The sequence below is a fragment of the Nocardiopsis nanhaiensis genome, assembly GCF_054778635.1.
Map to the genome: position 1 here is coordinate 1 of NZ_BAAGZJ010000133.1, position 12765 is coordinate 12765.

12 protein-coding genes and 1 pseudogene are annotated in these 12765 nt (G+C 69.0%); 5 read left to right on the plus strand and 8 right to left on the minus strand.

Annotated features, from left to right (window positions below; genetic code table 11):
- Window positions 1-101: 101 nt before the first annotated feature.
- Window positions 102-1538, minus strand: a complete 1437-nt coding sequence (locus ACYVD1_RS33520) for an HNH endonuclease signature motif containing protein (protein WP_460778503.1) — start codon at window positions 1536-1538, stop codon at window positions 102-104.
- Between the two features lie 808 nt (window positions 1539-2346).
- Between ACYVD1_RS33520 and ACYVD1_RS33525 the strand changes: the two genes are divergently transcribed.
- Complete coding sequence (locus ACYVD1_RS33525) at window positions 2347-3126, plus strand: cupin domain-containing protein (RefSeq protein ID WP_460778504.1); 780 nt, start codon at window positions 2347-2349, stop codon at window positions 3124-3126.
- Window positions 3127-3266: 140 nt separating this feature from the next.
- Here the strand turns inward: ACYVD1_RS33525 and ACYVD1_RS33530 are convergent, their stop codons facing one another.
- The gene (locus tag ACYVD1_RS33530) at window positions 3267-3650 is read right to left on the minus strand and encodes a PLD nuclease N-terminal domain-containing protein (RefSeq protein WP_460778505.1); all 384 of its coding nucleotides are present in this window, start codon (window positions 3648-3650) and stop codon (window positions 3267-3269) included.
- A gap of 359 nt (window positions 3651-4009) precedes the next feature.
- On the opposite strand from ACYVD1_RS33530, the gene ACYVD1_RS33535 reads away from it, so the two are divergent.
- Entirely contained in the window at window positions 4010-4735 is a 726-nt protein-coding gene (locus ACYVD1_RS33535; RefSeq protein WP_460778506.1) for a GntR family transcriptional regulator, read from the plus strand.
- 117 nt (window positions 4736-4852) lie between these two features.
- Here ACYVD1_RS33535 and ACYVD1_RS33540 read toward each other — a convergent pair whose 3' ends face one another.
- The 5 genes from ACYVD1_RS33540 to ACYVD1_RS33560 all read right to left on the minus strand — a co-directional run bounded on the left by ACYVD1_RS33540 (window position 4853) and on the right by ACYVD1_RS33560 (window position 9133).
- Window positions 4853-5911, minus strand: coding sequence for an aspartate-semialdehyde dehydrogenase (locus ACYVD1_RS33540; RefSeq protein ID WP_460778507.1), 1059 nt, complete (start codon window positions 5909-5911; stop codon window positions 4853-4855).
- Complete coding sequence (locus tag ACYVD1_RS33545; protein WP_460778508.1) at window positions 5908-7179, minus strand: aspartate kinase; 1272 nt, start codon at window positions 7177-7179, stop codon at window positions 5908-5910. The genes ACYVD1_RS33540 and ACYVD1_RS33545 overlap by 4 nt, the downstream gene beginning before the upstream one ends.
- Window positions 7180-7359: 180 nt before the next feature.
- Complete coding sequence (gene recR / locus ACYVD1_RS33550) at window positions 7360-7959, minus strand: recombination mediator RecR (protein ID WP_460778510.1); 600 nt, start codon at window positions 7957-7959, stop codon at window positions 7360-7362.
- A gap of 290 nt (window positions 7960-8249) precedes the next feature.
- Complete coding sequence (locus ACYVD1_RS33555; RefSeq protein WP_460778512.1) at window positions 8250-8597, minus strand: YbaB/EbfC family nucleoid-associated protein; 348 nt, start codon at window positions 8595-8597, stop codon at window positions 8250-8252.
- 107 nt (window positions 8598-8704) lie between these two features.
- A complete protein-coding gene (locus ACYVD1_RS33560) occupies window positions 8705-9133 on the minus strand; it encodes a MerR family transcriptional regulator (RefSeq protein WP_460778511.1) in 429 nt (142 codons plus the stop codon).
- Between the two features lie 72 nt (window positions 9134-9205).
- Here ACYVD1_RS33560 and ACYVD1_RS33565 point away from each other — a divergent pair, with 72 nt between their 5' ends.
- From ACYVD1_RS33565 to ACYVD1_RS33575, 3 genes are all read left to right on the plus strand, one after another.
- Complete coding sequence (locus ACYVD1_RS33565; protein WP_460757245.1) at window positions 9206-10318, plus strand: alkene reductase; 1113 nt, start codon at window positions 9206-9208, stop codon at window positions 10316-10318.
- A gap of 136 nt (window positions 10319-10454) precedes the next feature.
- On the plus strand, window positions 10455-11597 hold the full coding sequence (locus tag ACYVD1_RS33570) for a methyltransferase domain-containing protein (protein ID WP_460778513.1): 1143 nt from the start codon (window positions 10455-10457) through the stop codon (window positions 11595-11597).
- A gap of 74 nt (window positions 11598-11671) precedes the next feature.
- Window positions 11672-12283: a TetR/AcrR family transcriptional regulator gene (locus tag ACYVD1_RS33575; RefSeq protein ID WP_460757248.1), complete on the plus strand. Its 612-nt coding sequence runs from the start codon at window positions 11672-11674 to the stop codon at window positions 12281-12283.
- Window positions 12284-12325: 42 nt separating this feature from the next.
- Here ACYVD1_RS33575 and ACYVD1_RS33580 read toward each other — a convergent pair.
- A pseudogene (locus ACYVD1_RS33580) lies at window positions 12326-12765 on the minus strand (DNA polymerase III subunit gamma/tau); the annotation flags it as partial.

Here is a 12765-nt window from a genome sequence, read left to right on the forward strand (position 1 = left end):
CCGGAGCACACCGGTTGAGGGTGTCGCGGCCGGTCACGGTGGGCAGCGCGAAACACCGGGGCGGGTTGGGGTGGGGTGTGTGGTGAACCCCCTAGTTGGAGTCAAAAACGAGGGCGACCGTGACTCCAGGAAGGGGGTTGGGCTGGCTCCGGGTCCCCGTCCGAGTCCTCCCCCTTGTTGCTGCGGTTGCGGTGGGAGGGACGACCCTGCCACATCGAGGCCTCCGGGTTGGTCTCCCGGCGATACTTCAACCGGTTGTGATCTGAGCAGAGTGGCTGAATGTTGTCCGCGCTGGTGGACCCACCGGCCGAGAAGCTCTGCTTGTGGTCGGCCTCTGAGCCGCTGGCCGGGAAGTTGCACCCCTGGTACCAGGCGCAGGTGGTGTGACCGAACATCCCCGCATCCCGCAGAGCACCCGTGGCATCGCGCTGGGTGCGGCCCACGTCCAACACCCGGTCACCCTTGGGGGAGGTGATCATCCGGCGCAGCACACTGTTGGGGGCCAGGGCACGGATGGCGGCCATGGAGACCACCTGCCCGTCCTGGGTCATCGCCGGACCCGCACCCGTAGCCGGGCCGTCTTCGCCCTGGAGGCCGAGGAAGGTGGGCAGGGGCACCATGATGTTGATCATCGCCACCGCAGCACGCTTGCGACCCGTGCGCCCCTTCCCCTGGCCGTCCCCGCCCCGGGCACCGTCGGCACCCTCAGCGCTCTCACCGTCCCCGGTGGGGTGGGAGGCGGACCGGACCAGGTTCATGAACGCGTCATACATCCGCTCCGAAGCCGACACGTGCAGCCTCTCGGGGTCATAGTCCGACTCGTGGGCCTTGAGCACACACCTAAGCTCCTCGGCGTGCTCACCCGGACCCCAGGCCTCGAACAGGTGAGTGCCATCAAAGGTGCGCACCAAACGCGCACCACGGGCGTCGAAGGCGGCCTGGTACTGCTCCTCCACCACCGCCGGGTTGTACTGGGCCAGCAGCTCCCTACCCAGCCGGGCGATGTCGGAGGTCGACATCGACGGCTCCCTGGCCTTGGAAGCCAGAATCCCGGCCTCCACCATCCGCCGGAAGAGGCCAGCATCCGGGTAGCGGCCAGTGTTGCGCGCCCCCACCGCCTTATCAGCGGCCCTGCACACCGCCACCGCCTCACCAATCGACAACAACCCAGAGTCCAAGCCTTCCCGGGTCGCGGGCAACTCCTGGGCGAACAACCGGCGGGCCAGCTCGGCGCGCCCGTTGGCCTCAACGGGGGCCATCCCCACCGAGTGGATCAGCCAGTTCTGCACCGACCTCTGCCCACCCGCCTCCAGCAGGGTCCCGGCCGCCTCCAGCTGCGCCAGGCGCAGCAGTATCGCAAGCTGGGCCCGGTCGAAGTCCTCGAACACCTGAGAAATCACATCCAGGACCTGGCCGGCCGCACCCGCCGGGGGCACCTCCGCCATCTCCACGGTGATCTTCTCCCGGGCAGCACCCATGGCGGACACGGCGGGCGTATTGCCCGCCGCATTCCCGCACTGCCCGAAAGAAGAAGTCATACCACCAGGATATCAAGAAAGGCACAGAAAGGACCTATCCCGGAGGTGATAACACCCTTACCCGACCACACTGACCCACATTTCCCTCCTCTGGGAAGAAGCCACCGGGAAAGGAGCGACCAGCCTTGTGTGCATTCTTAGGCAAAGCGGATAAATGTGTTCTAGCATGGGAATGATCTTGCTGCCAGTAGCAATCTCGGCGCCGAAATTGCTACTGGTAGCAAGATCATCGGGAAAAGGCCCGTCGGGAGGGGTTCGCCGCGCACAGTGACCGGCCGCGACACCCGCAACCGGTGGGCTCCGGCGCAGTGGCCCACCCGGCCGCAGGCCGCGCTGTTCGGGGTTCGCCTCCCACCTTGGCCAGCCGCGACACCCGACCCGTCGACGCTCCGGCGGCGTGGCAGGCATCGGCCGCCAGGCCGACAGAATCAGTTTTCGGGCGAAGCCCGAAAGGGATCGGACCTCGACCACCCGTCCCCCTTTCCCGATAGCCGCCAACCCGCCGTCGTAGCGGAGCGGGTCAAGGTGGAGCGCCGTTGACGCGCGAAGCGCTCGACGGCGACGACCTTGACGCGCGCAGCGGAGACGGCCACAATCGGGCGGCGGGAAAGGAGGGCACCATCAACCAACAGAGAAGGCCCAGCCCATAGAGAACTCCTATCCACCGATAGGTGGCCAGACAATAGGGGATCCAGCCGAAAAGACACCCCACCCCGGCCGCCTGCCGGGGGCTCGTCATAGGGGATCTTCGCGCACCTGCGCACACCGGCCAAAGACCCGGGCCGGCTCAACGTTCTAGCCTCGGTACATGGCTCACGTACTGCACCTGACCGAACTCTCCCGCTGGCGGGGCGGCGGCGACGTCGAGGCCGAATCCCTGCGCACTCAGGGGTTCCTCCACGCCTCACCCGACGAGCACACCATGCTGGCCGTCGCCAACACGCTCTACGCCGAGACGTCCGAACCCCTGGTCGTGCTGGTGGTGGACACCGAAGCGGTCGGCGCCGAGGTGCGCTGGGAGGCCGCCGACCCCGCTCCCCCACCCGGGGTCTCGGACGACGTGCTCTTCCCACACGTGTACGGACCGGTCCCCCGCCAGGCGGTGGTGGGGGTGCGCCATCCGCGCCGGGACCCGGCGGGCCGCTACAACGCCTTCGAAGAACGCCCCCGGACAGCTGAGTCCCTGGACCTGCTGCCCCATCCCGAGGGCGGCTGGTACCGCCGGACCTGGCGCTCCAGGGTGGAGGTGCATCCGGACGGCTACCCGGGACCCCGGCCCACGGCCACCGGTATCCACTTCCTGTTGGCGCCCGGGGAGGAGTCGCGCTGGCACCGGGTGCGCTCGGACGAGGTGTGGGTCTTCAACCGGGGCGGCCCGCTGCGGCTGGAGTTCGGCGGCACAGGCGGCGCACCGGAATCCGGCGACGGCCTGGTGCTGGGTCCGGGGATCGAGGAAGGCGAACACCTCCAGGTCCTGGTTCCGGCCAATACCTGGCAGCACGCCCGGCCGCTCTGCGAGGAGTCCCTGGTCAGCTGCTTCGTCTCACCTGGCTTCGACTTCGCCGACTTCGAGGCCGCCCCGGGCTGACCGGACGGAGGGGGTGCGGAGCCGTGCACCCGTCCACAGCCTGTGGACAAGTCCGCCACCCCGCGCAGCGGCGGGCCCCGGTTTGAGCGGTTCATCCGGCTCCAACCGGGGCCCATGCGCCGGAACTACCCGGGCAACGCTCAGGCGTGCCCGAGGCCGGTCTGGTCGGGTGCGGCGTCGCTGTGCTGCCCCACGCTGGTCGGGACCGTGTGCCGAGCCCGTCCCTTGTCGATCCCGAGGAAGCGGTTGAGGTGGCCCTTCTTGCCGACCACGAACCAGGCGACCGCTCCGAAGAGCGGGAACCAGAGGATGAAGAGGACCCACAGGAGCTTCCCGCCGCCCGACGTATCGCTGTTGACCAGCGCGGAGACCACTGCGGCGATCACCAGGACCAGGACGGCGAGGAGCACGAGCAGGACCAGCACGCCGGTGATGCCGCTCATCCACGCGAGGGCACGGTCGGCGCCGTCCGCCAGCGCCGCCAGCTTCGCCGACTCCGTCAGCTCCGACAGGTTGGTGATCATGACTCCCCCAAGCAATACGCGGTTGCCCTGGAACACAGAGTAATAATCTGTGGTGCACGGGCACGTCCATTCCGTCGGTTTCGGGCGTTTCCCCGCACCCGTCAGCGCACTTCCGATTCCGTGGCTGGTACCGGGCAAGTACTGACTACTTTCGGGTAGCGCCCCCCACCAGGCTTTTCCACTGCTTTACTGGAACCATGGGCGAGCTTCGGCGATCTGGCAGGTTCACTCCCCCCCTCCGGCCCGGCATCGGCACCGGAAACGGTGGTGACACGGGCACCCGGGACCACCGACTCGTGCGTCCCGCCAGAGCAACCACCCCGGCGACCAAGGACCTGCGCACAGAGGTCGGGTGAGCAGTGGTCAGGCAACCCCGATACCTCTGGCTCGCCGAGCAGCTGCGCGAGCCGATACTCAACGGTGAAATGACCCCCGGCACCCGGCTCCCGTCCCGCACCCGACTGGCCCGCGCCTACCGAGTGAGCGAGCAGATCTCCCGGACCGCGCTCCGACTCCTGGTCACCGAAGGCCTCGTCGAGGCCAGGCCAGGCTCCGGGTACTTCGTGCGCCCCGTCCCCGAAGTCTTCCGGCTGGCCCGGACCGACGCGACCTCCGGCTCCGGCCTGGGCAGGCTCTCCCGGGAGCGGGTCAGCACCGAACAGGAACGGAGCACGGCCCGGCTGAGCTCCCGGCTCCGCCTCCGTGACGGCGACCCCGTGTACCGGACCACCTATCGAGGACTGTCCGCCAACCAGCCGGTCACCCTGCACCGGTCCTGGGAGCCGGCGGTCCTCACCGCAGGAACCCTGCGCACCCCCTTCGACGCGGTCGACACCGGCCCGCTGGACCGGCTCAGCTCTTCCGGCTTCCCGGTGGACCGGGTCGTGGAAGAGGTCGGGGTCCGTCCGCTGCGCGACGCCGAGGCCACCCTCCTCGACTCCGCCCCCGGGGTCCCCGTCCTCGTCGTCGAACGGACCCACTACTGCGGCGACCGCCCCGTCGAGACCTCCGACCTGATCGGCTCGGCCGAACAGTGTCGACTCCTCTACAAACTGACTCTGGCCCGACCTCGCGGACGGCACTGATCCGCCTTCCCCTGGACCGCGCTGATCCGCAGGACACGACAAGGGGCGGCGGCCGGACCTCGTACAGGTCCGGCCGCCGCCCCCAAAACTCCCAGCTCGGGGCCGGGCCCAGGCGTTCTACTGGGTGAACTCCTTGGCGACGACCTCGGCGATCTGCGCGGTGTTCAGCGCGGCGCCCTTGCGCAGGTTGTCCCCGCACAGGAAGAGGTCGAGCGACTTCGGGTCGTCGAGGGACTGCCGGATGCGGCCGACCCAGGTCGGGTCGGTGCCCACGACGTCGTTCGGGGTCGGGAACTCGCCCTTGGCGGGGTCGTCCAGGACCTCGACGCCCTCGGCGGCGCCCAGCAGCTTGCGGGCGTCGTCGGCGGCGACCTCACTGTCGAAGGTCGCGTGCACGACCAGCGAGTGCGTGGTGATGACCGGGACGCGGACGCAGGTCGCGGAGACCTTCAGGTCCGGCAGGTCCAGAATCTTGCGGGACTCGTTGCGGACCTTCAGCTCTTCGGAGGACCAGCCGTCGTCCTTGAGCGAGCCCGCCCACGGCACGACGTTGTAGGCCAGCGGCGCCGGGAACGGGCCGAGCTCGTCGACGGCCGCGCGCATGTCGCGCTCGTTATCGCCGAGGGTGCGGTCCGCGGCGCCCTTGGCCATCTGGTCGCGCAGGACGTCGATGCCCTCCTGGCCGGCGCCGGAAGCGGCCTGGTAGGAGGAGACGACCAGGTCCTTGACACCGTAGGTCCGGTGCAGGGCACCGATCGCCACGATCATCGACAGGGTCGTGCAGTTCGGGTTGGCGATGATGCCGCGCGGACGGTTGCGCACCTGGTCCGCGTTGACCTCGGGAACCACGAGCGGGACGTCGGAGTCCAGGCGGAAGGCACCGGAGTTGTCGACGGCGACCGCGCCGCGGGCGGCGGCGACCGGCGCCCACTCCTTGGATACCTCGTCCGGAACGTCGAACATGGCGACGTCGACGCCGTCGAAGACCTCAGGGGCCAGAGCCTGGACGACGACGTCCTCGCCGCGCACGCTCAGAACCTTGCCGGCGCTGCGCGCCGAGGCGATCAGGCGGATCTCGCCCCACACGTTCTCACGCTGGGTGAGGATGTCGCGCATGACGGTGCCGACGGCGCCGGTAGCGCCGACGATGGCCAGGGTGGGAAGACGGTTGCTCATCGGCCGGTACCTCCGTAGACGACAGCCTCGACCTGGTCGGCGTCGAGCTGGAACTCACTGTGGGCGGCCTGCACGGCCGCGTCGACCTGGTCCTCCTCGACGATCACCGAGATGCGGATCTCCGAGGTGGAGATCATCTCGACGTTGGTACCGGAGGAGGCGATGGCGTCGAAGAATCGCGCGGTGACGCCCGGGTAGGAGCGCATGCCAGCGCCGATCAGCGAGACCTTGCCGATCTTGTCGTCGTAGCGCAGGGAGTCGTAGCCGACCTTCTCCTGGACCTTCTTCAGGGCCGATACGGCTTCCTTGCCGAAGTCCTTCGGGACGGTGAACGAGATGTCCGTGCGGGAGGTCGAGACCGCCGACACGTTCTGCACGATCATGTCGATGTTGATCTCTGCGTCCGCGAGCGCCTTGAAGACCGTCGCGGCTTCACCCACCTTGTCAGGGACGCCGACAACGGTGATCTTGGCTTCGCTCCGGTCGTGGGAGACCCCGGAGATGATCGGCTGTTCCATGCCTTCGCTTTCCTCGACTTCCGAAACGATCCACGTCCCGGGCTTCTGGCTGAACGACGAGCGGACGTGCAGGGGGATGTTGTACTGACGCGCGTATTCGACGCACCGCAGGTGCAGGATCTTCGTCCCGCTGGCGGCCATCTCCAGCATCTCCTCGTAGGAGAGCTGGGGGATCCGCTGAGCGGAGGGAACGACGCGCGGGTCGGCGGTGAAAACGCCGTCGACGTCGCTGTAGATCTCGCAGGCGTCAGCGTTCAACGCACCGGCGAGAGCGACCGCGGTGGTGTCGGAACCGCCACGACCCAGGGACGTGATGTCCTTCGTGTCCTGGGAGACACCCTGGAACCCGGCAACGATACAGATCGCGCCCTCGCCCACGGCCTCCTGGATACGTCCGGGTGTCACGTCGATGATCTTGGCGTTGCCGTGCAACGACGTGGTGATGACGCCGGCCTGGGAACCGGTGAAGGAGCGGGCCTCGTAGCCGAGGTTCTCGATGGCCATCGCCACGAGGGCCATCGACATACGCTCACCCGCGGTGACGAGCATGTCGAGCTCGCGCGCCGGCGGCATCGGAGAGACCTGTTCGGCCAGGTCCAGCAGTTCGTCGGTCGTGTCGCCCATAGCGGAGACGACGACCACGACGTCATGTCCCGCCTTTTTCTGAGCCACGATCCTTTGGGCTACTCGCTTGATGGCTTCCGCGTCAGCCACGGAAGACCCACCGTACTTCTGCACGATTAGGGCCACGATCGATGCTCCTGAGGAGTTGGGATCAAGACAATTAACAATGGAGTGTAGCCAGAGACACCGGCCGCACCCGCTCCGACCTGCGGAGGGAGGGCGTGGCGTCTTGACACACCAGCGCTCGGGCCTACCCGTTCGAACGGAGGTTACTCATGTTTCGCCCCGATTACGGCGAAGTGTGAGCTAGAACTCCAAGCTGCGGCGGCCCTCGAAAGCGCGGCCGAGAGTGACCTCGTCGGCGTACTCGAGGTCGCCGCCGACGGGCAGCCCGCTGGCCAGCCGGGTGACTTTCAGGCCCATGGGTTTGACCAGCCGCGCCAGGTAGGTCGCGGTGGCCTCCCCTTCCAAGTTGGGGTCGGTCGCCAGGATGAGCTCGGACACCTGGCCGTCCGCCAGGCGCGTCATGAGTTCCTTGACCCGCAGGTCGTCGGGGCCCACACCCTCGATGGGGCTGATGGCGCCGCCGAGCACGTGGTAGCGGCCCCGGAACTCACGGGTTCTTTCGATGGCGATGACGTCCTTGGACTCCTCGACCACGCAGATGACCGCGAGGTCTCGGCGGGCGTCACGGCAGATTCGGCACTCGGTCTCCTCGGCGACGTTGCCGCAGACGGAGCAGAACTGAACCCGCTCCTTGACCTCGACGAGTGCGTTGACCAGGCGTTTGACGTCCGCGTGCTCCGCGGACAGCAGGTGGAAGGCGATGCGTTGAGCGCTTTTCGGACCGACGCCGGGCAGCCGCCCGAGCTCGTCGATCAGATTCTGTACCGCGCCTTCGTACATGCCTACCCAAGTGGTCGGAACCGGGCCGAAGGCCCGGCGGGGCACTCCTGTTCCCCGCACTCCACCGTATCGGTGGGTGGCGACCTCTTTCGACCGCGCCCCGGCGGGCGTCCTCATTGGCGAAGTCTGCGCAGGTCACAAGGGACGAAACGTGCGGCGCACTGCCCAGGCCGGTCACACGGGGTGGCCTGTCCGGCACCGCTCCGGTGCCGCGCGGGCACCGGGGCGGCGATACCGCGAACAGTGGCTGTCTGTCGCCGGACCCCGGAGCCTACGGGCCGGACCGGAAACTAGAAACCGGGGAGGCCGGGGATGCCGCCACCGGGCATGCCACCGCCGAGTCCCTCGGCCAGCGGTCCCATCTTCTCTTGCTGCAAGTTCTCGACCTGGGCTTCGGCGTCACGGATGGCCGCCAGGACCAGGTCCGCGACGGTCTGGGCGGTCTCGTCGGCGTCGGCCACGTCAACGGCCTTCGGGTCGACGGTGATGTCCTCGACCTGGCCGCGCCCGCTCAGCTTGACCTTGACCAGGCCACCGCCGGAGCTGCCCTCGACCTTGGCCTCCTCCAGGGCCTGCTGGGCGTCGGCAAGCTGCTGCTGCATCTGCTGGGCCTGCTGGAGCAGGGCCTGCATGTCCATTCCGCCAGGGTTCACGGCCGTCTCCTCGCCGCACACTTGGTGCTGTTCATCGCTACGTGTCACTTGTCTGTGAGGGTAACCGGTCGGGCCAAGGCGGGCTGGCCGTGTCACACGTGCCGGACCGGCTCCGCGCCGCCCCCGCCCAGGTCCGCCTCTCCCGGTGCGGACGTGCCGCCCCTGAGTGCGGACGCCCTGTCCGCGGTCTCGATGACCCGGTCGAGGGATTCCCTGGTGCGCTCCAGTTCGCAGATCGCCTCTGTCACCCGAGAGCGTTCGAGGCGTAGCCAGTCGACCAGGTCGGGTGCCGGATCACCGCGTTCCTGCGCGTACATGCAAGGCAGCAGTTCGCGGATGGCCGCGGTGCCGAGGCCCGCGTCCAGGAGGCAACGGATGCGGTCCACCCGTTCCACCGCGTCCTCGCCGTACTCCCGGTGCCCGCCCGCGGTACGGCTGGAGGTCAGCAGCCCCTGTACCTCGTAGTAGCGGAGGGAGCGCGCACTCGCCCCGCTCCGGGCGGACAGTTCTCCGACCCGCACGACATCCACCTCCTGTGTTCCTCGTCACCAACCATTGAAACTGACATTGATGTCAAATTCTACGCTTCCTCCATGAACACGACAGAGAACTCCTCGAACCCGCTCCTCGACAGTTACGACCTAGGCACACTGCACCTGCCGAACCGTGTCGTCATGGCCCCGATGACCCGTCTGCGCGCCGATCGGAACGGGGCACCCGGTGCTCTCATGGCCTCCTACTACTCCCAGCGGGCCGGGGCGGGACTCATCGTCTCCGAGGGGATCTCGCCCAGCGTTCCCGGCCAGCAGTACCGCACCGAGCCGGGCCTGTACTCGGCGGAACAGGTCGCGGGGTGGCGCCTCGTCACCGACGCCGTACACGCCTCGGGCGGCCGGATCTTCGCGCAGATCATGCACGCGGGGCGCGGCGGGCACCCGGACAACCGCCCCGACGGCGGCACCCCCGTCGCGCCGTCCGCCGTGCCTCGGACCGACCCGGTGCACACCCTGGACGGCAAGGTCACACCGGTCGTGCCGCGCGCCCTGTCCACGCGGGAGATCACCGAGACCGTCGCCGACTACGCGGCCGCGGCCCGCGCCGCGGTACGGGCCGGGTTCGACGGGGTCGAGATCCACGGGGCCAACGGCTACCTTCCACACCAGTTCCTGGCGGACAACACCAACCTGCGCACCGACGCCTACGGAGGCGGTGTGACGGGGCGGGTCCGGTTCGCCGTCGAGGTGACCGAAGCGGTGGCGGACGCGGTGGGCGCCGAACGCGTGGGGCTGCGCATCTCACCAGGCAACCGCCAGTTCGAGATGGTCGAGCACGACCCTGTGCCCGTCTACCGGGAACTGCTGCGCCAGATCTCTCCGCTCGGCCTCTCCTACTTGCACGTCACCGAGGACCCCGTCCACCCCGCCCTCGCCGAAGCGCGCCGGGCCTGGGAGGGCACGCTCGTGGGCAATACCGGTGAGCACGCGGCGACCACACCGGAGAACGCCACCGCCCTCGTCGCCCAGGGCCGTGCCGACCTGGTGTCGGTGGGCCGCCCCTACATCGCCAATCCGGACGTGGTCGAACGGCTGGCCGCCGGGGTTCCGTGGGCCCCGATTCGGGAGAAGGACTTCCACTACACGTCCGGACCGCGCGGCTACGTGGACTACCCACCGCACAACGAGGACTTGGTGACCCCGTTGACCTGATTTCACCAGCAAAAAGTGCGAAGGGTAGCGCGAAAATCACCGTCGGTTGAAAGGATGTCCCGCGGGGCCACCGGCCCCGCGGTGTCCTTCGACACCGGTCTTGAACCGCGAGAACAACCAGGGGACTGAGGACGTGTTGACCGCCAGGGAGCGCAACTCGGCTCTGATCGAGGCGATAATCGCGGACGGCACGCTGACCGACGCCGCACTCGTCGACGCCTTCCGCTCCGTGCCCCGCCACCTGTTCATCCCGGAGAACGGGGCACAGTCCGCACACGGCGCCGCCTTGAACGCCGCGGGCAACCCCGACCGGTGGCTGGCCGCCGTCTACGCGGACAACGCCATCGTCACCAGGGTCGAAGGGACCGAGGTACCGAGGCCGCGGCAGACCGAAGCCGCGACTTCGTGCAGTTCGGCGCCGACCGTGGTCGCGAGAATGCTGGAGCTGGCCGACCTCGCCGCAGGGCAGCGGGTTCTGGAGGTCGGCACCGGGACGGGGTGGAACACCGCACTGCTCACACAACTCCTGGGCGACGCGGCGGTGACCTCCGTCGAGGTCGACGGACGCCTGCTGGACTCGGCCCGAGATGCCCTCGACGCCGTCGGCCTGTCGCCCAGCCTCCACCTGGCCGACGGATACTGCGGCTACCCGGCCTCGGCCCCCTACGATCGGATCACCAGTGCGTGCGGGGTGCGCCGGGTGCCCGAGGCCTGGCTCGACCAACTCGCTGAGGGCGGGGTCGTGGTGTGCCCGTGGGGGCTGTTGGAGAGCTCCGGGGTACTGATGCGGCTCGAACTGGACCAAGAGGGTTCGGCACTCGGCCGGTTCCACGGTGGCGTGGGCTTCGTCCCCCTGCGCACCCCCGGTTCGACACCGCCGCCCGTGCGGGACGCGGGCCAGCAGCCGGACGAGTACCGGCTCACCCAGACCGACCCCGTCGCCCCGGTTCTCACCTTCGTCTCGGCCTTCGCACTGTCAGTTATGGTCCCGGACTGGCGGATGCGGCGGAGGTGGATCGGCACGGGTTCCGGGCTGTGGCTGTGCGACCACCGGACTGATTCTTGGGTGCGGATCTACCCCTACGGCACCTCGTGGATGATCGAGCAGGGCGGCCCCAGGAGCATCTGGGACGAGATCGAGGACGCCTTGGCGGAGTGGTCGGCACTCGGTGAGCCCGAGCCGGACCGGTTCGGCTTCGCCCTGGGCCCCGACGGCGGCCAGCGGGTGTGGCTGGACTCACCAGGCGGGCGGGCCTGGCCCGTCGGGCCCTCGGACTGAACCGGGCCCGCGCCCGGGCGCACCGGGGATCAAGACGAGACGTCTCGTCATCTTTCCCCGGATATCGTGGGGCCATGGCCGACAACACCGATGATCACGACCGGCGGACCCCCGACCCCCGTCGGCGCAGCCAACGCGCGCGCAACGCCATTCTCGACGCCGCCATCGAACTGCTGGGTGAGGTCGGGTACTCGAAACTGACTGTGGAGGCCATCGCCGCCCGTGCCAAGGTCGGCAAACAGACCATCTACCGCTGGTGGCCCTCCAAGGCCGCCGTGGTCTTCGACGTCTTCCACCGCCTCACCGGCGCCGAGGCCGGAACCCCGCTGCCCGACACCGGTGACCTGGCAGCCGACCTCAAAACCGTGTACCGCGCGACCGCCGACGAGTTCGCCGACCCCGCGATGGACCGGATCACCCGGGCCTTCACCGCGGAGATCCAGAACGACGAGGAGTTCGCCCAAGCCGTTGCGGAACAGCTCACCGAGCCCAACAACCAGGCGGTCCGCGCCCGGCTGCGCTCGGGCCAGGACGCCGGACAGATCGCCGAAGACGCCGACCTCGACCTCGCCGTGGACCTGATCAACGGCCCGATCAACCACCGCTGGCTCCTGCGCACCGGTCCGCTGACCCACGCATACGTGGACCAGCTCATCGACACGGTACTGCGAGCACTGCGCCCCTGACCCCGAGCCACGCGAAGGGGCACCCGGTCAGGACCCGGCAGCCTAGAGCTCCGAGGCGGTGCCGTGCTCGATCTCCTCGATGACCTTTCCGCCGAGCTCCGTCTCGATGAGCGAGGAACCACCCGTGGCCCTCGGGTTCGCACCTCCGGCGGAACCGCCGGACGGCGTGTGGCCACTGGGCGGGTTCCCGGCGGAGGGGGCAGTGCCTCCCTGGTCTGGAGCGCTGTGGGCCGGACCGCCCTGGCTCGGTCGGCCCTGCCCCGAACCGTTCTGGGCCGGTTGGCTCCGGGCGGCTCGGCCGAAGCCGCCGTCGTCGGGCGGCGGGGCTGACGCGCCGTCCTCGTAGGGGTCTGGCGGTGGTTCCTCGAGGCCGGCGACGATCCGGTCCGCCGGCGGTCCCGAGGGCTGAGCGGCCTGCGGGGGCCGTTCCGGTGCGTTCGGCTCGGGCGCGGCCCGGGGTGCCGGTTCCGCCTGCGGTGCCG